The 22,173-nt window shown below is 64.0% G+C and carries 20 protein-coding genes, 1 tRNA gene and 3 pseudogenes; 18 read left to right on the top strand and 6 right to left on the bottom strand.

Annotation, left to right across the window (positions count from 1 at the left end):
* Nucleotides 1-12 precede the first annotated feature (12 nt).
* From ALC15_RS11570 to ALC15_RS47570, 4 genes are all read left to right on the top strand, one after another.
* Nucleotides 13-651: a class I SAM-dependent methyltransferase gene (locus ALC15_RS11570; protein WP_050627311.1), complete on the top strand. Its 639-nt coding sequence runs from the start codon at nucleotides 13-15 to the stop codon at nucleotides 649-651.
* A gap of 53 nt (nucleotides 652-704) precedes the next feature.
* Nucleotides 705-1,070, top strand: a complete 366-nt coding sequence (locus tag ALC15_RS11565) for a hypothetical protein (protein WP_050627310.1) — start codon at nucleotides 705-707, stop codon at nucleotides 1,068-1,070.
* A gap of 116 nt (nucleotides 1,071-1,186) precedes the next feature.
* Nucleotides 1,187-1,263, top strand: a tRNA-Met gene (locus tag ALC15_RS11560).
* A gap of 241 nt (nucleotides 1,264-1,504) precedes the next feature.
* A complete protein-coding gene (locus ALC15_RS47570; RefSeq protein WP_050627309.1) occupies nucleotides 1,505-1,684 on the top strand; it encodes a hypothetical protein in 180 nt (59 codons plus the stop codon).
* A 168-nt stretch (nucleotides 1,685-1,852) separates the two neighbouring features.
* Here ALC15_RS47570 and ALC15_RS47565 read toward each other — a convergent pair.
* From ALC15_RS47565 to ALC15_RS47895, 4 genes and pseudogenes are all read right to left on the bottom strand, one after another.
* Nucleotides 1,853-1,918: pseudogene (locus tag ALC15_RS47565) on the bottom strand (hypothetical protein); the annotation flags it as partial.
* 92 nt (nucleotides 1,919-2,010) lie between these two features.
* Nucleotides 2,011-2,850 (bottom strand): recombinase family protein, encoded by an 840-nt coding sequence (locus tag ALC15_RS47560; protein WP_050627308.1) that lies wholly within the window; start codon nucleotides 2,848-2,850, stop codon nucleotides 2,011-2,013.
* Nucleotides 2,789-3,475 carry a hypothetical protein gene (locus tag ALC15_RS41880; protein ID WP_094193827.1) on the bottom strand — a complete coding sequence of 229 codons (687 nt, stop codon included), beginning with the start codon at nucleotides 3,473-3,475 and terminating at the stop codon, nucleotides 2,789-2,791. The genes ALC15_RS47560 and ALC15_RS41880 overlap by 62 nt, the downstream gene beginning before the upstream one ends.
* A 238-nt stretch (nucleotides 3,476-3,713) precedes the next feature.
* On the bottom strand, nucleotides 3,714-4,157 hold the full coding sequence (locus ALC15_RS47895) for a phospholipase effector Tle1 domain-containing protein (protein WP_430649156.1): 444 nt from the start codon (nucleotides 4,155-4,157) through the stop codon (nucleotides 3,714-3,716).
* 633 nt (nucleotides 4,158-4,790) lie between these two features.
* Here ALC15_RS47895 and ALC15_RS11540 point away from each other — a divergent pair.
* From ALC15_RS11540 to ALC15_RS46125, 9 genes and pseudogenes are all read left to right on the top strand, one after another.
* A complete protein-coding gene (locus tag ALC15_RS11540) occupies nucleotides 4,791-5,993 on the top strand; it encodes a cytochrome P450 (protein WP_050627307.1) in 1,203 nt (400 codons plus the stop codon).
* A gap of 88 nt (nucleotides 5,994-6,081) precedes the next feature.
* Nucleotides 6,082-7,371, top strand: coding sequence for a cytochrome P450 (locus ALC15_RS11535; protein WP_050627306.1), 1,290 nt, complete (start codon nucleotides 6,082-6,084; stop codon nucleotides 7,369-7,371).
* Between the two features lies 1 nt (nucleotide 7,372).
* On the top strand, nucleotides 7,373-7,681 hold the full coding sequence (locus ALC15_RS11530; protein WP_050627330.1) for a ferredoxin: 309 nt from the start codon (nucleotides 7,373-7,375) through the stop codon (nucleotides 7,679-7,681).
* Nucleotides 7,668-8,513: an SDR family oxidoreductase gene (locus ALC15_RS11525; RefSeq protein WP_050627305.1), complete on the top strand. Its 846-nt coding sequence runs from the start codon at nucleotides 7,668-7,670 to the stop codon at nucleotides 8,511-8,513. Before ALC15_RS11530 ends, ALC15_RS11525 begins: the two co-directional genes overlap by 14 nt.
* On the top strand, nucleotides 8,513-9,856 hold the full coding sequence (locus ALC15_RS11520) for a cytochrome P450 (protein WP_050627304.1): 1,344 nt from the start codon (nucleotides 8,513-8,515) through the stop codon (nucleotides 9,854-9,856). Before ALC15_RS11525 ends, ALC15_RS11520 begins: the two co-directional genes overlap by 1 nt.
* A 142-nt stretch (nucleotides 9,857-9,998) precedes the next feature.
* Nucleotides 9,999-11,006: a polyprenyl synthetase family protein gene (locus tag ALC15_RS11515; RefSeq protein WP_094193825.1), complete on the top strand. Its 1,008-nt coding sequence runs from the start codon at nucleotides 9,999-10,001 to the stop codon at nucleotides 11,004-11,006.
* Between the two features lie 266 nt (nucleotides 11,007-11,272).
* Complete coding sequence (locus ALC15_RS11510) at nucleotides 11,273-12,823, top strand: hypothetical protein (RefSeq protein WP_050627303.1); 1,551 nt, start codon at nucleotides 11,273-11,275, stop codon at nucleotides 12,821-12,823.
* A pseudogene (locus tag ALC15_RS11505) lies at nucleotides 12,820-13,686 on the top strand (terpene synthase family protein); the annotation flags it as partial. The gene ALC15_RS11510 and the pseudogene ALC15_RS11505, both read left to right, overlap by 4 nt.
* A gap of 205 nt (nucleotides 13,687-13,891) precedes the next feature.
* Nucleotides 13,892-14,143, top strand: a pseudogene (locus ALC15_RS46125) (IS5/IS1182 family transposase); the annotation flags it as partial.
* 553 nt (nucleotides 14,144-14,696) lie between these two features.
* Here the strand turns inward: ALC15_RS46125 and ALC15_RS47890 are convergent.
* Nucleotides 14,697-15,038, bottom strand: a complete 342-nt coding sequence (locus ALC15_RS47890) for a DeoR family transcriptional regulator (RefSeq protein WP_430648787.1) — start codon at nucleotides 15,036-15,038, stop codon at nucleotides 14,697-14,699.
* Nucleotides 15,039-15,210: 172 nt separating this feature from the next.
* Entirely contained in the window at nucleotides 15,211-16,002 is a 792-nt protein-coding gene (gene hisN, locus ALC15_RS11500) for a histidinol-phosphatase (RefSeq protein ID WP_050627328.1), read from the bottom strand.
* An 820-nt stretch (nucleotides 16,003-16,822) separates the two neighbouring features.
* On the opposite strand from hisN, the gene sfnG reads away from it, so the two are divergent.
* Genes sfnG through ALC15_RS11475 form a run of 5 tightly spaced genes read left to right on the top strand, consistent with a single transcriptional unit; the run spans nucleotide 16,823 to nucleotide 22,153 of the window.
* Entirely contained in the window at nucleotides 16,823-17,923 is a 1,101-nt protein-coding gene (gene sfnG / locus ALC15_RS11495) for a dimethylsulfone monooxygenase SfnG (protein ID WP_050402905.1), read from the top strand.
* A gap of 25 nt (nucleotides 17,924-17,948) precedes the next feature.
* Complete coding sequence (locus ALC15_RS11490; RefSeq protein WP_094193836.1) at nucleotides 17,949-18,857, top strand: ABC transporter ATP-binding protein; 909 nt, start codon at nucleotides 17,949-17,951, stop codon at nucleotides 18,855-18,857.
* The gene (locus tag ALC15_RS11485) at nucleotides 18,857-19,747 is read left to right on the top strand and encodes a branched-chain amino acid ABC transporter permease (RefSeq protein ID WP_050627302.1); all 891 of its coding nucleotides are present in this window, start codon (nucleotides 18,857-18,859) and stop codon (nucleotides 19,745-19,747) included. The genes ALC15_RS11490 and ALC15_RS11485 overlap by 1 nt, the downstream gene beginning before the upstream one ends.
* Before the next feature lie 3 nt (nucleotides 19,748-19,750).
* Entirely contained in the window at nucleotides 19,751-20,794 is a 1,044-nt protein-coding gene (locus ALC15_RS11480) for a branched-chain amino acid ABC transporter permease (RefSeq protein WP_050402908.1), read from the top strand.
* 27 nt (nucleotides 20,795-20,821) lie between these two features.
* On the top strand, nucleotides 20,822-22,153 hold the full coding sequence (locus tag ALC15_RS11475) for an ABC transporter substrate-binding protein (protein ID WP_050402909.1): 1,332 nt from the start codon (nucleotides 20,822-20,824) through the stop codon (nucleotides 22,151-22,153).
* Nucleotides 22,154-22,173: the final 20 nt, after the last annotated feature.

Raw genomic sequence — 22,173 nt, 5'->3', positions numbered from 1 at the left:
CGGGGCAGGGGAATGGCTGGGGACATCGACCGCGAGGGGGTCGAAAAGGCGTATGGCCGCTGGGCACCGATCTACGATCTCGTGTTCGGCAAGGTGTTCGATCAGGGCCGTCAGTCGACCATCGCGGAGGCCGACCGGATCGGCGGACGCGTGCTCGACGTCGGCGTCGGCACCGGATTGTCGCTGTCGGAATATGCGCGCACGACGAGACTGTACGGCGTCGATATTTCCGAACCGATGCTGCGACGGGCGCTGAAGCGCGTGCGTGCGCTGGGCCTTTCCAATGTCGAGACGCTGGCGGTGATGGACGCCAAGAACCTCGCATTCCCGGATTCGTTCTTCGACGCGGTGGTCGCGCAATATGTCATCACCGCGGTGCCGGATCCCGAGGCGACGCTCGACGATTTCATCCGCGTGCTGAAGCCGGGCGGTGAACTGATCCTGGTCAACCATATCGGTGCCGAGAGCGGTCCGCGTCGCATCTTCGAGCTCGCTTTCGCGCCGCTGGCGCGGCGGCTCGGCTGGCGTCCGGAATTTCCATGGGAGCGGCTGACCAATTGGGCGGCGAAGCATGGCGGCGTCAGCCTCGCGGAACGCCGGCCGATGCCGCCGATGGGGCATTTCTCGCTGATCCGCTTCCGCAAATCGTGAGCTTGCGGCGATTTTGACCGGGAACATCGGCGCGTCGTGCTGGTTTTCTCGTCATGAGGATCAATCGAACGCTCGCTTTGTCCTGTGCCCTGATGTTGGCGCCCGTTGTTGCCGCGGCGCAGGCGCCGCCGACATCAGCCACACCGCCGGCACAGACCGCGCCGCCGGCGCCACAGCGCGCCGCCGCGAATTGCGCGCCGCAGCAGCCTTCGCATCCCGGTGTTGCGGCGCCGGAGGGAACCACGACCGGGCAGGGGACCTCGTCGCTGGGCGACAAGCTCGCCAAATCCGATGGCGTGCTGTGTCCGCCGGCCGGCGTCGATCCCGATATGCGTGCGCCGACCCCGCAAGGCGGCAACACGCCGGTGATTCCACCGCCCGGCAGCCCTGGCGGCGACCCCTCGGTCAGGCCGAAATAGCCTCTGGCTGCAATAGTTTGCGGCCCCGTCCGCCTTTGCTTGACAGGTGCGTGTGCCACTCTTTATATGCGCCGCGTTCGCAGCAGTGGCTTACATGCCGCCGATCGCGGACCCATGGCGGGGTAGCTCAGCTGGTTAGAGCACGGGAATCATAATCCTGGGGTCGGGGGTTCAAGTCCCTCTCCCGCTACCATGTATAACCCACTATCGCGGTGGGCCTGGGGAAAAGCGTTCCCGCCGATTAGCGCGGCGAGCTTGCCTTTCACCTCGATCTCAAACCCTTCCCGTGGTCCCTTCGGGTGGACTGTGACGCTGTGCACAAGCGCGCGAAAGTCGTTTATTAGGGAACCGCGGTCGTCCTTCGCCTCGGTGTGGCTGGCCATTATCTCCGCAAGTGCGTTGACCGTGCTGATGTAGCGGTCCAGGGTCGCCGGATGGAGCGCGACGGGGACTGGAGCTTCTTCGAGTGCGGCCAGTTCGGACTCGACGCGCAATCGTTCTTCCTTCAGTTCCGCGATCCGTTGCTTGGCGTCCTTCTCGGAAATTACGTAATTGATCACGAGATCAATGTTGCGCTGGCGCTCGCCTTCGATCCGATCACGTTTTGCTTCTAGTCGCGCGCGAACTGCGACCGCGTGCCCAGCAAGCCGCTCTCGTTCACTGTTGTAGTTGCGGACATAAGTCTCGATGAGCTGCGGGTCTTTCAGTTCTTCCGTCATGCCGCTGAGCACAAGTCTTTCGATGTCGCGCAGGTAGATGATCTTTCGATTCGAACAACTCCCGCTCTCGCGAACCGCCGAGCAGCGAATCCTGGTCTTTCCAGTCTTGTCACGGTCATGGACCGACATCCCCGATCCGCAACAACCGCAGCGAAGGAGACCGGAGAGGAGGTGCGGTGGCCGGCGCTTCACGTGGCTGGCCAAGTGGCTCTTCTCGGTTTTCAGAGCGTGAGCCTGCTCCCAAACGGACTGTTCGACGATCCGAAGCTGAGGCGCTCGATGCTCTGCCACTCATCGCGAGGGTTCGGGCGAGACAGCCGCTTGCCGGTGTCTGGATCCTTGACCATCCGGACTTTGTTCCAAACGATCCGCCCGACATAGAGTTCGTTCAAGATGAGCCCAGCACCACGTTCGGCGTTCCCATTGATCGTCGACGCGTTCCATAGCCGGCCTCGCGGCGGACGAACGTTTTCTCGGTTGAGATCGTGTGCGATGTCCCGCGGCGTTCGTCCCCCGGCATAGGCCGTGAAAATTCGTCGGACGATCGCAGCTTCGTCTTCGACGATTTCGAGTTCGCCGGCTTTGCCGGGAATAGCTCGATATCCGTAGGCGCGTCCGCCGGCGTGTCGACCGTCGCGTATCACACCGGCCATACCGCGACGGACCTTCTTCGCTCCGTCTTCGCGCTGCATCTGTCCAACGAGGCCGCGAATTCCAATCAAGATCGAATCCGCGGTGCCATCATGAACGGCTTGGATTTGGATGCCCTGGAAAGATAGCCTTTTGTGGATGCCGGCCAAGTCTTCCATATCACGAGAAAGCCGATCCAACGCCTCCACAATGACGACGGAGAAACGTTGTTGGCGAGCCGCATCCATAAGCTGCATCAAGCCATCGCGACCGAATACAGAGGCTCCAGAACGAGCTTTGTCCTCGAAGATCGCAACGACGTCGAGCTGATTACGGGCCGCATAGGCCCTACACAGAGCAATCTGATCTTCAGTCGATTTTTCGTTTTGAAGCTCGGTCGAGAACCGAGCATAAACTGCTGCGGACTTCATCTTGAACACCACCGCTGATGCGTTTCTCGCTGGCGGCGTCAATATGAGTTTTTATCAGCCGCTCATTCTCGAAGACATGATCGCGCCTCGCATCGGCGATTGCAAGAGCTTCAACGAATTTGACTAAGGCACGATCTATTCCAGGTGAGTTTACCCACGGTGGCGCATGTTCCTTTGCTTTCGCACGCTTCATAACGCCACGATGCTGCAAGCGGTTCAAGAAGGGTAGGTTTCTTAGACATCGATCGCAGAATTGGATATGATCGAAAGAAAAATCGATAGATTCTCGGGAGCGTAGAGATCTGAGCAGTCGTTCTGCTCTCGCAGATGACAGGCTCGGCAATTCCCGCAGCACGCCGTCATGAGCAGCGCGGAACGAGTAGCTTCGTTGATTCCGCTGCTTTGTCTTTTGAGTCCGGTCGCATTCTTGCATTTTGGCCGAGTCTTTTCTTGTGCGGTCCGTGGTCATTTGTTGAAACCGTAGCCGTTGCGCACGCGCGCACCAGCCGAGTGGCTGGTTCTCCTTCAGGCTGACGTTATCGAACGCTGCGAGGATGATGCTCTTCGATTTGCCCTTGAGCTCGTTCTGCAGGATCGAGAAGTCGGTCGTGCCGTCGGCCGCCATTGGTTTTTTACGCTGAAATGCCACTGGAAGAACTCTACGCACAGTTCGAATCGTTCCGAACCTGCGAATCCCTGTCGCGTTGCTTCAATGTCACAACAGGAGGCACCGATGGCGGCAGCGAAGAATGAGCAAGACGGCGCGCGGACGAAAGCAGGACCGGGCGCGGGTGGCAGGACTGCGAAATACAGTACGAGGCGGAGAAGACCGGCATTGAAGTAGACCTCGAATACGACGAATCCTATGGTCCGCCATCTGTTCCGGTTCCTCGCACAAGGCCGGATTCCCAGTAAGCAGAGGACAAGGTTTCCCCAATTCTCAGATCCCTGTGAAAGATGCCGAGCGGTTCTTGCAGGATGGCCAGCATCACGTCGCTTAGGTCTTTGCGCGTGCAGCCAGAGCCGCACCGCGCTCTCATGTGTTGGGGGAAATCGTGTACCTTGATGCCGAATCCGTCGGGCTCCTTGCGGTCGGGAAAGGTCTGGAAAGCATGCGCCATCCAACCCAGCGAGATATCGGAGAGGCGGGTTTCACTTTCGGGATAACTACCGCCGACATCGGAGTGATTTCCTGCGAACCACATTCCACAGCCAATCCGGTTGCTTGAAATCCGCGCAAGGGCGCCCCACACATTCAGCGCGAGAGCAGGCCTTTGTCGGGGCACTTGCTGCGCCGTTGTCGGCATTGAGACCCAATGCCAGAAACCTGACATACGCGCGCTACGAAGTGCCTGCTGAGCCTGCGAACTCATCTCGGCACGCGATTTGCTCTGTTCACGGCATCATCACCAATCGCGGTGCGATGATCTTCGGGACGGACACGGCGCGCGTCGCTGTTCGCGTTTGGTCCGTTCCGACGGCTTGCTGTGGCATGACTTGGCGCTCGGTAGTGGACCGAGAAAATGCAGGGAAGGATTGGATGCGATCTAGAGTTCTTCTTTTGGGAGCCAGCGAAACTGCCACCGGAAAAGTGCGACTGGTCCGGAGGCTATATTGGCGTGCAAGTTGGTGACGGGTGCTTCGAGCCTCCTTCACCAATCCCTACGGTCAGTCGATCTTTGGCGATGCCGGCAGGTTCGATGTCATGCGGCGGCACAGCCCGCACCTGCCGTTCGGCTAGGGGCCGCTTTTCCGCCTGAGCGTGCGCTGGGTGCCTGGAATTGCGATGAGCCTTCTTCGCGCTACTCGTGCGGATGGGAGATCGGGTACGGACCAACGCCGCGGAGGCTGTCGTCTACCTGCCGTCTAATGCATTCGCTGCCTGCGGCTCCTATCGGTCACCTTCCGTCCTTTCATCGCTTAGAGAGTGATTTGCCACCATGTCCGAACAATCCTTGCCGACGCTGCCGATGTGGCGAGTCGATCACATCGAGCCTTCGCCGGAGATGTTGGCGCTACGCGCCAACGGTCCGATCCACCGCGTGCGCTTCCCGTCCGGACACGAAGGCTGGTGGGTGACAGGTTACGACGAGGCAAAGGCGGCGCTGTCGGACGCGGCGTTCCGGCCCGCGGGAATGCCGCCGGCGGCATTCACCCCGGATTCGGTGATTCTCGGTTCGCAGGGGTGGCTGGTCTCGCACGAGGGAGGCGAGCATGCCCGGTTACGCACAATCGTGGCGCCGGCCTTCAGTGACGGCAGGGTGAAGCTGCTTGGGCAGCAGGTTGAGGCGATCGCCGCGCGGCTGTTCGAGACGCTGGCGGCCCAGTCCCAGCCCGCCGACCTGCGGCGCCATCTCTCCTTTCCGCTTCCGACCATGGTCATCAGCGCGCTGATGGGCGTGCTCTACGAGGATCACGCCTTTTTCGCCGAACTGTCCAACGAAGTGATGACGCACCAGCATGAAAGCGGACCGCGCAGCGCGTCGCGCGAGGCCTGGGAAGAACTGCGCCTCTACATGCGCGGCAAGATGCGCGACAAGCGCCAGGCTCCGGGCGACAACCTGCTGACGGATCTGCTCGCGGCGGTCGACCAGGGCAAGGCGACCGAGGAAGAGGCGGTCGGCCTTGCGGCGGGTATGCTGGTGGCGGGGCACGAGAGCACCGTCGCGCAGATCGAATTCGGCCTGCTGGCCATGTTCCGCCATCCGCAACAGCGCAAACGCCTGGTCGGCGATCCATCTCTGGTGGACAAGGCGGTGGAGGAAATCCTGCGCATGTACCCGCCGGGCGCCGGCTGGGACGGAATCATGCGCTATCCGAAAACCGATGTGACCATCGCGGGCATAAATATTCCCGCAGAGAGCAAGGTGCTGGTCGGGCTGCCGGCGACGTCGTTTGACGCACGCCATTTCGACGCCCCGGAAACCTTCGACATCGGACGCGACGAAAATCCTCACCTGGCGTTTTCTTACGGACCGCACCACTGCATCGGCGCAGCGCTGGCGAGACTGGAACTCAAGGTGGTGTTCGGTTCGATCTTCCAGCGGTTTCCTGCGTTGCGCCTGGCCGTGGCGCCCGAAGAACTGAAGTTGCGCAAGGACATCATCACTGGTGGGTTCGAGGCGTTTCCGGTGCTCTGGTGATGCGCGGGACGCCGCCGGCTATCGCGATCTTCTCTGCAATTTATCGGCGCGCGCTCCCGTCAGACCAGCCAGCCAATAGGTAACCAAAATGGACGTGCAAGCAGCCACGGCAGTATGTCGGGACGCCTTCGCCGAACTGGCGTCGCCAGCGTGCCTTCACGACCCGTATCCGTTCATGCGGTGGTTGCGCGAGCACGATCCGGTGCATCGCTCAGCGGCGGGCCTCTTTCTGTTGAGCCGCCACGCCGACATCCTCTGGGCGCTCACGGCCACGGGCGATGCGTTTCGGGGACCAGCGCCGGGCGAACTGGCGCGCTATTTTCCGCGTGCAGCCGCCAGCCTGTCGCTCAATCTACTGGCGTCCACGCTAGCGATGAAGAACCCACCGGCGCACACGCGTCTGCGCCGGCTGATCTCGCGCGATTTCACCATGCGCCAGATTGACGACCTGCGGCCGACCATCGCGCGCATCGTCGCTGCGCGCCTCGACGGCATGGCGCCCGCACTGGAGCGCGGGGAGGCCGTGGACCTGCATCGGGAATTCGCGCTGGCCTTGCCCATGCTGGTCTTCGCCGAACTGTTTGGCATGCCCCAGGACGACATGTTCGGGCTCGCCGCCGGCATCGGCGCCATTCTGGAAGGCCTCAGCCCACACGCCAGCGATCCCCAGCTCGCCGCGGCGGACGCGGCCAGTGCCAGAGTGAAGGCCTATTTCGGCGGTCTCATACAGCGCAAGCGCACCAATCCCCGCTTCGACATCGTGTCGATGCTGGTCGGCGCACACGACGATGATGCCGACACGCTATCGGATGCGGAGTTGATCAGCATGTTGTGGGGTATGCTGTTGGGCGGCTTCACCACCACTGCTGCGACCATCGACCACGCAGTCCTGGCGATGCTGGCGCATCCCCAACAGCGGCACTGGCTGCAGCGAGACGCCGCGGGGGTGAAGGCATTCGTCGAAGAAGTCCTGCGCTGCGACGCGCCCGCGATGTTCAGCTCCATTCCGCGTATCGCACAGCGCGACATCGAACTGGGCGGCGTGGTGATCCCGAAAAACTCGGACGTGCGCGTGCTGATCGCGTCCGGCAATCGCGACCCGGACGCCTTCGCCGATCCCGATCGCTTCGATCCGGCGCGGTTCTACGGCACCAGTCCAGGCATGTCGATCGACGGGAAGATCATGCTGAGCTTCGGCCATGGCATTCATTTCTGCCTTGGTGCGCAACTGGCCCGGGTGCAGTTGGCCGAGAGCCTGCCGCGGATCCTGGCCCGCTTCCCCACGCTGGCATTGGCCGGGCAGCCGACCCGGGAGCCCTCCGCATTCCTTCGGACGTTCCGCGCGCTACCGGTTCGGCTGCATGCGCAAGGGAGCTGAGATGCGCGTCGTGGTCGACCAGGATCTGTGCGGAACCAGCGGGCAGTGCGTGCTGACGCTGCCGAGCACCTTTCGCCAGCGCGAATCGGACGGCGTGGCCGAAGTTTGCGTGGCGACGGTCCCGCAGGCGCTGCACGCTGCCGTGAGGCTGGCGGCGAGCCAGTGCCCAGTCGCCGCCATTCGGGTCATCGAAAGCGACGCTGGCGATGACGAGCGCGGAAGCGCCGGCCCTCCGCCTACTACACTGGAGGCCGAGCGGCATGCCGCAAGAGACCAACGCCACCCAGGAGGGTACGATGGGACGGTTTGAAGACAAGGTGGCCGTGGTGACCGGTGCCGGAGCCGGCATCGGCAAGGCATGCGCCCTCGCTATAGCGCGCGAGGGAGGCAGGGTGGTGGTCGCCGACATTGATGGCTCGGCGGCTATCGCCAGCACCGCGCAAATTGCATCCGAGGCAGACCGCGCGCTGGCCTCGGCCACAGACATCGCCGATGCGCAGGCGGTGGCTGCGCTATTCGAAACGGCGGAGCGGCACTTCGGTGGGGTCGACCTGCTGGTGAACAACGCGAGCGCCATGCATCTGACTCCGCGCGATCGCGCGATCCTCGACCTGGACCTGGCGGTCTGGGACCAGACAATGGCGACCAATCTGCGCGGTACGTTGCTCTGCTGCCGGCAGGCCATCCCACGGATGATCGCCCGCGGTGGTGGCGCGATCGTTAACATGTCGTCGTGCCAGGGGCTCAGCGGTGACACCGCACAGACGTCCTACGCCGCGTCGAAGGCGGCGATGAACATGCTGTCCGCCTCGCTCGCCACCCAGTACGGTCATGCGCAGATCCGCTGCAACGCGGTTGCGCCGGGTCTCATCATGACCGATCGTCTGCTCGCCAAGCTGGACGAGTGCACGCAATGGCATCTGCGCCGGCACCAGTTCCTGCCGCGCGTCGGCCGCCCCGAAGACGTGGCCTCGCTGGTGGCGTTCCTGCTCTCCGACGATGCTGCGTTCATTACTGGCCAGGTCGTGTGCATCGACGGCGGCATGATGGCGCATGTGCCGACGTACGCCGATGGTGGCAACAGCCGCGCCGCGCGTCCTTCCGGCAAGACCGCCGAAGCGGACGCGTCGCGGGGCTGCTGATGGACATGCTGCTCAACCCGCTGAACCGTCGGCATCGGCTGCGGCACGACATCCCCGTCGTGCCGGGTGCTTTCCCCTTGGTCGGACATCTTCCCGCCGTCGTCTGCGACCTGCCGTGCCTGCTGCGGCGCGCGGAACGGACTCTGGGCAGCCACTTCTGGCTGGATTTCGGCCCTGCCGGACATCTGATGACCAGTCTGGATCCGGACGCTCTCGCACTGCTCCGGCACAAGGACGTGTCCTCGGCGCTGATCGAAGACATCGCGCCCGAATTGTTTGGCGGAACGTTGGTTGCCCAGGACGGCATCGCGCACCGGCAGGCGCGCGATGCGATCCAGGTGTCGCTTCTGCCCAAGGGGCTGACCCAGGCCGGCATCGGCGAGCTGTTCGCGCCCGTCATCCGGGCGCGCGTGCAGAGGTGGCGCGACCACGGCGACGTAACCATCCTGCGCGAAACCGGCGATCTGATGCTCAAGCTCATCTTCAGTCTCATGGGAATCCCCGCGCAGGACCTGCCGGGATGGCGTCGCAAGTACCGGCAACTGCTGCAGCTGATCGTCGCGCCCCCGGTCGACCTGCCCGGACTGCCATTGCGGCGCGGTCGCGCCGCCCGCGACTGGATCGATGCGCGGTTGCGCGAGTTCGTCCGCGCCGCGCGTGAACATGCCTCGCGCACCGGCTTGATCAACGACATGGTGAGCGCCTTCGATCGCAGCGACGATGCGCTTTCCGATGACGTCCTGGTCGCCAATATCCGCTTGCTGCTGCTTGGTGGGCACGAAACCACCGCCTCGACGATGGCCTGGATGGTGATCGAGCTGGCTCGGCAGCCTGGGCTGTGGGACGCCCTGGTCGAGGAGGCGCAACGCGTGGGCGCGGTGCCGACCCGGCACGCGGATCTGGCGCAGTGTCCGGTTGCCGAGGCGCTGTTCCGCGAGACGCTGCGCGTGCATCCGGCGACGCCGCTCCTGGTGCGTCGTGCAGTGCGTGACTTGCAACTCGGCCAACGGCGCATTCCCGCGGGCACCGATCTGTGCGTCCCGCTGCTGCATTTCTCGACCTCGGCGCTGCTGCACGAGGCGCCTGATCAGTTTCGGCTGGCGCGGTGGCTGCAACGCACCGAGCCGATCGGGTCGATGGACATGCTTCAATTCGGTACCGGTCCACACGTCTGTATGGGCTACCACCTGGCATGGCTGGAACTGGTGCAGTTCTGCATCGCCTTGGCGCTGACCATGCACGAGGCCGGGGTGCGGCCGCGGTTGCTGAGCGACGCCGAAAAAGGCCGGCGCTATTACCCGACCGCGCATCCGTCCATGACTATCCGCATCGGATTCTCATGAGCTGGCATCGCATGCGCATGTGGCGCGGCAGCGACGCCGGCGATGCGCGGCAATGCTGCACTCGGCGCGCTCACGGTGCGACGCCGACAACACCGCGGCGCCCCGCCGCTCGCCGTGGTGGCCTCCTGTCAGGTACGAGCATATGAACAACTTGCAGGCCGATACTACGCCACAGGACGACAGGACCGGTGCTTCTTCGCTCGGCGGATTGGGCGGACAGGCGCGCGGCGCATCCGGCGGGCTGCTGCCCGAGATCTGGATGCAGGAGGGCGCAAAGCGGGTCGAAAAGGTGCTGGAGCGCCTTCTCTTCGTCGAACATGACGGTGAGACCGAGCTGATGGCGGCGATGCGCTACGCCACCTTGTATGGCGGGAAGCGTACCCGTGCCTTGCTCTGTTTGGCTGCCGGCGCACTGTCCGATACGCCGGCGCACATGCTCGACGACGTCGGCGCTGCCATCGAGATGATGCATGCTTGTACCCTGGTCCACGACGATCTGCCTGCGATGGATGACGATGTGCTTCGCCGCGGCCTTCCGACCGTGCACGTCAAGTACGGCGAAGCTATTGCGATCCTGGTCGGCGACGCGCTGCAGGCGCACGCCTTTCTGACCCTGGCGAGCCTGGATGCGCCAGGCGACTACCGTATAGCGCTGGTGCGCGAACTGGCGCTGGCGGTGTCCGCAGAGGGTGCCGCAGGCGGGCAGGCCATCGATCTGTCGCTGGTTGGAAAGCACGTGGAGCTGGACAGGATCGTGGCGATGTACCGGATGAAGAGCGGAGCGCTAGTGCGCGCATCCGTTCGCATGGGCGCGATATGCGCCATCGCGGACGATGCCGCGCACGCTGCGCTGTACTGTGCGCTCGATCGCTACAGCGTCTGTTTCGGCCTGGCGTTGCAGGTGATCGACGACATTCTCGACGTGACAGCAGATACCGCGACGCTGGGCAAGACCGCCGGCAAGGACGCGGCGGCGCAGAAGCCGACCTGCGCGTCGATCATGGGGCTGCAGGCGGCGCGCCAGTTCGCGCTGGATCTGTTGCGCGATGCGGGGGAAGCCATCGCGCCGCTGGGGCCGCGCGCAGAACGGTTGGCGCACATCCTGCAGCGGGCCAACGCGTATCTGTTCAAGCACGCGCCATGCGCATGAGCGTGCCCGTCCGCTTGGAGACGCTCCTTTGCCGCTGCGATCGGTCGGCGGCCGCGGTGCGTGCATGCTGCACTAATGTGCGAAGTGCCCGGCGCCGATCGCAGAGGTTGCCGCTGCGCGCTGTGCGCAAGCCTATGCGGCGGGCCCGCGCCAGCATCGGGGCGGTCGGCGCGCCAGAGCAGGGCGGTCGTCCGGCACTGCCCATACGACAGCTTGCGGCGACATGATCGACGTCTGCCCATCCGTCTGCAGAAGGAGCATCCCGCGTGAACGCGCTCTCCGAACAGATCCTCTCCGAATTGCGTCGCCTGCTGAGCGAGATGAGCGATGGCGGCAGCGTCGGTCCGTCCGTCTACGACACGGCGCGAGCTCTGCGGTTCCATGGCAACGTCACCGGTCGGCAGGATGCATACGCGTGGCTCATGGCGCAGCAACAGGCCGATGGCGGATGGGGAAGCGCGGACTTCCCGCTGTTCCGCCATGCGCCTACGTGGGCGGCATTGCTGGCATTGCAGCGGGCCTATCCTCTTGCCGGCGCTGCCGACGCAGTCCAAGCTGCAACCCGGTTCCTCCAGCGCCAGCCCGATCCCTACGCGCATGCGGTCCCGGAAGACGCGCCGATCGCCGCGGAGCTGATCCTGCCGCAGTGTTGCGGCGAGGCCGTATCCTTGCTAGGCGGCATGGCGTTTCCGCGCCACCCGGCGCTGTTGCCGTTGCGGCAAGCGCGCCTGGTCAAGCTGGCGGCGGTGACGACGTTGCCGAGCGGCCATCCGTTGCTGCACTCCTGGGAAGCCTGGGGGACGTCGCCGACCACCGCACTCCCGGATGAGGACGGCAGCATCGGCATCAGTCCGGCGTCCACCGCCGCGTGGCGCGCGCACGCCGTGACACAGAGGAGCACGCCGCAGGTCGGGCGCGCCGACGCGTATTTGCAGACGGCATCGCGGGCGACGCGCAGCGGCATCGAAGGGGTCGTTCCCAACGTCTGGCCGATCAATGTGTTCGAGCCATGCTGGTCGCTGTACACCCTGCATCTGGCCGGGCTGTTCGCGCATCCCGCGCTCGCCGAGGTTGTGCGCGTGATCGTCGCGCAGCTTGACGCGCGTCTGAGCGGGCGCGGTCTGGGCCCGGCCTTGCACTTCGCGGCGGATGCGGACGACACCGCGGTTGCGTTGTGCGTCCTGCGCCTTGCTGGCCGTGACCCGGCGGTCGATGCGTTGCGCCATTTCGAAATCGGCGAGCTGTTCGCCACCTTCCCCGGCGAGCGCAACGCCTCGGTGTCGACCAACATCCATGCCCTGCATGCCTTGCGGCTGTTGGGAAAGCCCGCCGCCGGCACCAGCGCCTACGTCGAGGCCAATCGCAACCCGCAAGGTCTATGGGACAACGAAAAATGGCACGTTTCGTGGCTGTATCCCACTGCGCATGCGCTCGCTGCGCTGGCGCAAGGCAAACCGCAGTGGCGCGACGAGCGCACGCTGGCGGCGCTGCTACAGGCGCAGCGCGAGGACGGCGGCTGGGGCGCCGGTCGCGCGTCCACATTCGAGGAAACCGCCTATGCGCTGTTCGCGTTGCGCGTGATGGACGGGAGCGAAGAGCCGACAGGGCGCTGGCGCATCGCGCAGGCGGTCGCACGTGCGCTGGACTGGATGCTCGCCCGCCATGCGCCGCATGCATTGCCGCAAACGCCGCTGTGGATCGGCAAGGAACTGTATTGCCCCACCCGGGTCGTGCGTGTGGCCGAACTCGCCGGGTTGTGGCTGGCGCTTCGTTGGGAGCGGCGGGTCCTGGCCGAGGGAGCAGGAGCGGCGCCATGATCCAGCCCGAACGCGCGCTGCAGCGGGTGCTGCAGTGGGGGCGTTCCCTGACCGGGTTCGCCGACGAGCATGCCATGGAAGCCGTCAGGGGCGGCCAGTACATCCTGCAGCGCATCCACCCGAGCCTGCGCGAAATCAGCGCCCGAACCGGCCGCGATCTGCAGGACGAAACGCTGATCGTGACGTTCTATCGCGAATTGGCGCTGCTGTTCTGGCTCGACGATTGCAACGACCTTGGCCTGATCGCCCCGGACCAACTCGCCGCGGTGGAGCAGGCGCTGGGACAGGGCGAGCCGTGCGCGCTCCCCGGATTCGAGGGCTGCGCTGTGCTGCGCGCTTCGCTGGCTGCGCTTGCCTACGATCGTCGCGACTATGCTCAGCTTCTCGACGATACCCGGCGCTACTGCGCGGCGCTGCGCGCCGGACAGGCGCGGACGGCAGACGCGGAACGCTGGTCCTATGCCGAGTACCTGCACAACGGCATCGATTCGATCGCCTACACGAACGTGTTCTGTTGCCTGTCGTTGCTGTGGGGGCTGGACATGGCGACCTTGCGCGCGCGTCCGGCGTTTCGCCAGGTCCTGCGGCTCATCTCCGCGATAGGGCGCCTGCAGAATGATCTGCATGGACGGAACAAGGACAGGTTGGCCGGCGAGGCCGGCAACGCGGCGATCCTGCTGCTGCAGCGCTATCCGGCTATGCCTGCCGTGGAGTTCCTTAACGACGAGCTGGCCGGCCATACGCGCATGTTGTATCGGCTGATGGCGGAAGAACGCTTTCCCGCGCCGTGGGGAGCGTTGATCGAGGCCGTGGCGGCCATCCACGCCCAGTACTACCAGACCTCGACCAGCCGCTACCGCAGCGCGCCGCGGGAGGAGGCTAGCGTGCGCCGGCTTGAACGCGCGGGAGGCGATGGCGTGCACGCACTGCCGTCGGTCCGATCCGGCGCAACGCCGTCGCCCGATGCGACCGACGGAGCGAACATGAGCGACACGGCGCCCTGAGCCGGCGTAAGGACGGCCATCTGGACCTCGTGCTGGCTCAGCAAACGGCGCCGGCCACGGTTGCAAGAACTGCGAGCGACTGATCGAACACGATGCGGTGATCGCGCTGTTCAACAAAGTGGTGGAGATCGCCACTGACCGGGGCTGGTTGTCGGCGAACATTTCAGTGTGGATCGCACGTTGATCTAGGCTTGGGCCGGGCAAGAGTTTCAAGAAGGACGGCGATGACGAGGGCGGCAGCGACTTCCGCGGACAATCGCGCAGCAACCGCGCGCACGTGTCCACGAGCGATCCGGATGCGCGGCTGTATCGCAGGCAGCATCGGACACGCGCTCCGCTCACTTCTGAGCAATTCGATGGCGGCACGATGGCGCGAGCCGCAAGCGGTCGCTTAGTTTTTACAAATTTGGAATCTAGTTATGTGGGGGATGGAGAAAATGCCGCACGTGCCTCTCGATGCGCCGCAGTCCCCAAGCGACAACTACGTTCGAATTGACTGAGCACAGTTGCGGAAACATGGCGTTCTGACGGGCCCTGACGTCGACGATCACGCAGTCTGCGTCTACCAGCGCGCAATATGAACCCGGCTAACGACACCCACTTTGGAATAGTCGGCGAGAATAATGCGCTTGCGCGCATGATCAAACGTCGCTCACGCTGTCTCTATTTCGTCGGGATGTAGCTCATCGCACCAGCGGTCGCATCGAAAACCGAACGGAGGGACCATCGCGAAATCCGCTCGGTAGCGAGCTATCTCATTGACGGTATTCGCCCCGAGCGTTGCGGGCGGATCGTCTGTCCCACCCAGGATCAACCCCTGTTTCCGCGCTGCGTGCAATCGCCCGCGGAAGTCAAGCACTTGGCGGCATTCAGAGAGTTGGTGACGACAATAAGCCCTTCCATCTGAGCTGAGCGTTGGGCCAGGGTAGTTGTCGTGCTTCCCGCGTCGAAAGGATCGTCTGACCGGCCTCGACCATTGCTGCCGCTGCCCTGGCAATCGCTCTTTTCTCGCGACTACGTACGGCAGTGCGCAATTGGCAGGGAGCCTCCTTGTCCTTGGCAACCGGAACGACTCCGCCGCGGACCCGGCGGAGTTCTCCGCTTTCTTTCGTTTCCATGAGATCGCGGCGTATCGTTTCGAGCGACACTCCAAAATCTTCCGTCAGCCGATCAACGCTTAGCGTGCCGAACGTTGCCAACATCGATCGAATGTGACGCCGTCGTTCCTCTTGTCACATAGATGCTCCCCAGTATCTTAGCAGTTTCTATCGTCGGCTTCGGGCCATAGCGCGACACGACAATAGGCTCGATGCGTCCAACCGACATGATGCTGGCGCCCATCCTTCCACGTAACTGACCGACTCAGCCGCGCTTCTATCGTTTCTAGAGCAAGGGCAGAACTTCGGCGTGAAGTTCTGCCGTGCTTGCAGCGATGACCCGCTTGCCGGAGGTGATCGTGAGCGGCTTGCCCTCCCAGTCGGTGACAATGCCGCCGGCTTCTTCGATCACCGGCACCAGCGCCATGAAATCGTAAGGCTCCATCCGCGTCTCGATGACGAGGTCGATGTGTCCCGATGCAAGCAATCCATAATTATAGCAATCGCCGCCGAAGCGACACATCCGGGCAGTTTGGCTGATGCCCAGGATTTGATCGCGTTCTGATTCTGCAAAATAGAGGGGCGACGTGGCGTAGAAGTTCGCGTCGGCGAGGCGTCGGCAGTCGCGAACTTGGCATTTTGTGCGAAGGCCGCTCGAGTTGACAAACCAGCTACCCAGGCCGGTTGCGCCCGTCCAGCGTTCCCGCAATGCGGGCATCTCGACGACGCCAATCTGTGAACGCCCTTGGATAGCGAGCGCGACCAGCGTTCCCCAAAGCGGAGACCCGGAAATGAAGCTGCGCGTGCCATCTATGGGATCGACCACCCACGTAGGCGAATCGAGATCACCCTCGATCCCGTATTCTTCACCGAAAATCGCATGCTCTGGAAATCGAGCGGAAATCGCCTTTCTGATGGCTTCCTCGACACGCCGATCTGCCTCCGTAACGGGGCTCTCGTCATCCTTCGTGTTGATGTCTATCGGCCGTCGAAACCATTCGGTGGCGTGAGAACCTGCGCTGCCAGCGATCTCGAACGCGAAATCGACCAAATCAGACATCGAGTCTGCACCATCCATGCTGGCAACCTCCTGAGCATTGCAGATCCAGCTTAAGGTACAAAAACACATATTGCCATATCGCTTTTGATACCGTGGCTTCGGTTGCCACGCAGAAACCCAAAAACAAAAAAAGCTATCCCGATTATTGCTCGCATCTCTAACCGGACGGCCACTCCGGCCTATCATGCGGTAATTGATATTGGCTTCGACAGAGAAATGCTTTTGGCTTCATCGGGCAATTACCAATCGCTGGAAGAATGTGCCGACACCTCCTGGAGGCGCCAAAACCCACATTGGTCCGATAGTCAGCTCCGCCTCTCTTCGCGCATGCATGCTCGCCTTACCGAATGGAGCAGCAAGGCTCGGGCTAGACGCAATACCAGCGCGTTATAAGCGTCGCTCGGTGCTTAGCGGCACGTTCAATCCGAAGAAAATCGACCGCTCAGCATCAAACGATGCATTTTGCATCAACAAAAGAATACCGCTTTCCCGGACTGGCTGAAAAAGAGATTGCCTTGGACTCGCTCGTCTCTGCTTTCTCTGAGACTATTGATCGTTCGCCGATGCTGCCTGCGAGGGGAATGCGGATGACTTGCAATGGCCCGTTTGACCGATCTCGAAGTCGCGCCGCGCCGCTGACATCGTGTCGAACGGTGTGTTGTTGACGCAGCGAACGTGTGCCGGCGCGTATCACGGATACTGATCGGCCACCCTTCCCCTAGTTCAAATCTGCCGGCAGCTCGCATGAGCCGCGCTGTAACCCACTGGATGGGCGCCCGCGCGAACGCTTCGTGCTGCCTTCCTCACCCCGTCACGTCCAACGTTTGAGGCAATTCCAATGACTAACAGCCATGATCAGGTCAAATTCGCTTACTGGGTTCCAAATGTTTCCGGTGGCCTTGTAATCAGCAAGATCGAACAGCGAACCGGATGGGACATCGACTATAACCGCCGCCTGGCGCAGATCGCGGAGCAGGCTGGCTTCGATTATGCGCTGAGCCAGATCCGCTTCACCGCCGGTTATGGCGCCGAGTTCCAGCATGAGCCGGTCGCCTTCAGCCATGCTTTGCTCGCCGCGACCACGAAGCTGAAGGTGATCGCAGCGCTGCTGCCCGGACCGTGGAATCCGGCGGTCGCGGCCAAGCAGATCGCCACCATCAGCCAGCTCACCGAAGGCCGCGTCGCCGTCAACATCGTCAGCGGCTGGTTTCGCGGCGAGTTCACCGCGATCGGCGAGCCCTGGCTCGATCACGACGAGCGCTATCGCCGCTCCGAAGAGTTCATCCGCGCGCTGCGCGGAATCTGGACCCAGGACAATTTCACCTTCCGCGGCGATTTCTACCGCTTCTCCGACTACACGCTGAAGCCGAAGCCGGCGCATCCATTGCCCGAGATCTTCCAGGGCGGCAGCTCGCGTGCCGCGCGCGACATGGCCGCGCGGGTGTCGGACTGGTACTTCACCAACGGCAATTCGGTCGCGGAGATCAAGAAGCAGATCGACGACATCAGGGCGAAGGCGCGCGCCAACAATCATTCGGTCAAGATCGGTGTCAACGCCTTTGCGATCGCGCGCGACACCGAAGCCGAGGCGCGCGCCGTGCTTGACGAGATCATCGTCAAGGCCGATCCGGAGGCGGTCAACGCGTTCGGGCACGAGGTGAAGAACGCCGGCAAGGCCTCGCCGGAAGGCCAGGGCAATTGGGCGCAATCCAGTTTCGAGGATCTCGTCCAGTACAATGACGGCTTCAAGACCAATCTGATCGGCACGCCGGAACAGATCGCCGAGCGCATCGTCGCGCTGAAGGAGGTCGGGGTCGATCTCGTGCTGCTCGGCTTCCTGCACTTCCAGGAGGAGGTCGAGTATTTCGGCGGCCGCGTCATTCCGCTGGTCCGTGCGCTGGAGGCAAAGACCGGCGCGCATGCCGAGGCTGCCGAGTGATGGGGAGCCTTTCGACGTGACGGTGATGGTGACGAACGCTGAGGTCCTTGCGCTGGAGGCGGCTCCGGCGCAAGGCAAGACGCGTGCAACGGCGACAGCCGATGTTCCGGAGCGGCGGCCGGCACAGGCCGCGGATCGCGCGGCGCAGCCGGTGCTGGCCCTCAGCCAGATCGCGCTGACATTCGGCGGCGTCGCCGCACTGCGTGACGTCGATCTTGCGGTGGCGCCCGGCGAGATCCGTGCCGTCATCGGGCCCAACGGCGCCGGCAAAAGCTCGCTGCTCAACGTCATCAGCGGGCTCTACCGGCCCGACCGCGGCGAGGTCTGGCTCGGCGAGCGCGCCTTCGCCCAGGTGCCGACGGCGCGATTGGCGGCGCACGGCGTGGCGCGCACGTTCCAGAATCTCGCGATCTTCAAGGGGCTGTCGGTGTTCGACAACGTCCTGATGGGGCTCGCGCATCGCGTCCGCTCAGGCTTCTTGCGCCAGATCATCGGCTCGCCGCTGGCGCGGCGGATCGATGCGGAGAATCGGGCCGCCGCCGAGGACGTCATCGGCTTCCTGCATCTTGGCGAGGTCCGTGAGCGCGCCGCCGGAACCTTGCCCTATGGCTTGCAGAAGCGGGTCGAGCTGGCGCGGGCGCTGGTGGCGCGACCGACGTTGCTGCTGCTGGACGAGCCGTTCGCCGGCGTCACACTGAGCGAGAAGCTCGAGCTGTCCGAGCACGTGCGCAATGCGCGCGACAGCTATGGCGCCACCATCGTGCTGATCGAGCACGATATCGGCGTCGTGATGGGATTGTCCGATCGCATCGCGGTGCTCGACAACGGTAGCAAGATCGCCGACGGCACGCCCGACGAGGTGAGAGCCGACCAGGCCGTGATCGACGCCTATCTCGGCGTTGCGCATCAGGACATCACGGAGCTTGCGGTCTGATGTTCGATTATCAGTTCCTGATCGAGGTGTTGGTCGGCGGCCTGCTGTCGGGGGTGATGTACTCGCTGGTCGCGATCGGCTTCGTGCTGATCTACAAGACCTCGGGCGTGCTGAATTTCGCGCAGGGCGCGATGCTGCTGTTTGCGGCGCTGACCTTCGTCAGCCTGGTCGAGCGCGGCAGCTCGTTTCCGGTCGCGTTCGTCATCACGCTCGCGATCATGGTCGTGCTCCGCGTCAGCGTTGAGCGCGCGGTGCTGCGGCCGCTGGTCAACCAGCCGCCGACCACGCTGTTCGTGGCGACGCTCGGGCTGTCCTATGTGATCGAGGGCGCGGCGCAGCTGCTGTGGGGCACCCAGGTCCACGGCCTCGACATCGGGATCAGCGACGTGCCGCTCGACATCGCCGGGGTCTTCATCAGCCGGTTCGACCTGTTCGCCGCGGCGGTCGCGGGCAGCCTGGTGGCGCTGTTCGCGCTGTTCTTCCGCTACACCCGCACCGGGCTGTCGTTCCGCGCGGTCGCCGATGATCCGTTCGCGGCGCTGGCCGTCGGCCTGCGGCTGCCGCGGGTCTGGGCCAGTGTATGGACAGCCTCCGGTATCGTCGCGCTGGTGGCGGGCCTGCTGTGGGGCGCGCGGCTCGGTGTGCAGTTCTCGCTGTCGCTGGTGGTGTTGAAGGCGCTGCCGGTGCTGGTGCTCGGCGGCTTCGATTCGATCGCCGGTGCGATCATCGGCGGACTTCTGATCGGCGCCATCGAGAAGCTCTCCGAAGTCTATGTCGGGCGGCTGTTCGGCGGCGGCATCGAGGCCTGGGCGGCCTATGTCGTGGCGCTGGTGCTGCTGCTGGTGCGGCCGTCGGGGCTGTTCGGGCAGAAGCTGGTCGAAAGGGTCTAGGCCATGAGCGCAGCACCATCGACGGCACAGCTCTTGCCCGGCGCCGGAGCCTTTGCGATCACTGTCGGGGCCGCGGTCGCCTTCGGCGCGGTTCCGCTGCTCGGTTCCGACTATCTCATGGACGCGGTGCTGACGCCGTTCCTCGCGCTCGCGCTGGCCGCGGTCGGGCTCAACCTGCTCACCGGCTACGCCGGGCAGGTGTCGCTGGGCTCCGCCGCGTTCCTCGCGGTCGGTGCCTATGCCACCTACAACCTTCACCTCCGGCTGCCGCAGCTGCCGCTGTTGGTCGATCTGGTGCTCGCCGGCCTCATCGCGGCTGCGATCGGCATCGTGTTCGGATTGCCGAGCCTGCGGCTGCGCGGCTTCTACCTCGCGGTCTCGACGCTCGCCGCGCAGTTCTTCGTGCAATGGGCGCTCACCAAGTTCGGCTGGTTCTCCAACGACAATCCGTCCGGCGTGATCGATGCCCCGGTGCTCAGCGTGGCCGGCTTCACCTTCACCAGCCCGGCGGAGCGTTACGTTTTCTCGCTGAGCGTCGTGGTGGTCGCGACGGTCCTGACGCAGCGGCTCCTGCGCGCGCAGAGCGGCCGCAATTTCATCGCGGTGCGCGACCACGAACTCGCCGCCAAGGTGATCGGCGTGCCGCTGCTACGCACCAAGCTGCTCGCTTTTGGCGCCTCCTCGTTCCTGATCGGCATTGCCGGCGCGCTGTGGGCCTTCGCCTATCTGCGCACGGTCGAGCCGGCCGGCTTCAACCTCGATCGCTCGTTCCAGATCCTGTTCATCATCATCATCGGCGGACTGGCCTCGCTGCGCGGCGCGTTTCTCGGCGCCGCCTTCATCGTGGTGTTTCCGCTGCTCCTGTCACGCGCCGGCGCGGCCCTGCTCGGCGGCGTGTTCGATTCCGGCGTGCTGGAGATGAGCCAGCGTATCGTCGTCGGCGTGCTCATCATCGCGTTCCTGATCGCCGAACCGCGCGGCCTGATCGCGCTGTGGGACCGGCTTTGGCGCGCGGTCGCGCGGCCGGCCGCCATCCGCAACACCTGACATTTCGCACCACTGGAGAGACCCAAGATGATTAAATCGAGATATCTGAGATTTGCCTTCGCCGCCGCGGTGGCCTCCGTGCTGGCCACAGCATCGGCGGCGCGGGCCGACGAGCAGTTCTTCCCGCTGCAGAGCTACCGGGTCGGTCCCTATGCGGCCGGCGGCACCGGCTTCTTCGGCGGCTTCATCGACTATCTCAATTTGATCAACATCCGCGACGGCGGCGTCAACGGCGTCAAGCTGACCTGGGACGAGGGCGAGACCCAGTACGAGGTCGAGCGCGGCGTCGAGGTCTATGAACGGCTGAAGGGGCGCCCCGGCGTTGCCGCCTGGAATCCGCTGTCGGTCGGCATCGCCTATGCCATGATCGACCGCATTACCAAGGACAAGGTGCCGCTCATCACCATCAATCACGGCCGCACCGATTCGACCGACGGCCGCGTGTTCCCCTACGTGTTTCCACTGCTGCTCAATCCCTACAGCGAGACCTCCGGAATCGTGAACTACATCGCGAGCCGCGAGGGCGGGGTCGACAGGCTGAAGGACAAGAAGATCGTCGTGCTCTATCACGGCTCGCCCTATGGCAAGGAGACCATCCCGATCTACAAGCTCTTGGCCGACAAGTACCAGTTCAGCCTGGAGCAGATCGAGGTGCCGCATCCCGGCAACGAGCAGCAGTCGCAATGGCTGTCGATCCGGCGCGCGAAGCCCGATTACGTGGTGCTGCGCGGCTGGGGTGTGATGAATCCGGTGGCGCTGAAGACCGCGCAGAAGGTCGGCTTTCCGGCCGACCACATCATCGGCAACGTCTGGTCCAATTCCGAGGAAGACGTGATCCCGGCCGGTGACGCCGCCAAGGGCTATATCGCGATCACCACGCAGGCCTCCGGCGAGCAATATCCGGTGCTGCAGGAGGTGATCAAGACGGTCTATGGCGCCGGCAAGGGCAATCTCGACGACAAGAAGCGGATCGGCAGCGTCTACCACAATCTCGGCATCGTGAACGGCATCCTCAATGTCGAGGCGATCCGGATCGCGCAGGCGAAGTTCGGCAAGCGCACCTTGACCGGCGATGAAGTGCGCTGGGGCTTCGAGCATCTCCAGCTCGATCCGGCGCGGGTCGAAGCGCTCGGCGCCAAGGATTTGTTCCACTCGATCAACGTCACCTGGGACAATCACGAAGGCGACGGCCGCGTCACCTTCCAGCAGTGGGACGGCGGCAAGTGGAAGGTCGTCTCCGGCTGGATCGCGCCGGACTGGGCCTTCCTGCGCCCGATCATCGAGAAGTCGGCCGCCGCCTATGCCAAGGAGCACGGCATCAAGGTGCGGAGCTCCGGCGACGATCCCGTCAGCAACTGACGCCGCAGGGACGCGGGAGC

Source organism: Bradyrhizobium viridifuturi, from assembly GCF_001238275.1.
Taxonomy (GTDB): domain Bacteria; phylum Pseudomonadota; class Alphaproteobacteria; order Rhizobiales; family Xanthobacteraceae; genus Bradyrhizobium; species Bradyrhizobium viridifuturi.
The sequence above is the reverse complement of the archived record's forward strand: the minus strand, read 5'-3'. Positions and strand labels throughout refer to the sequence as shown.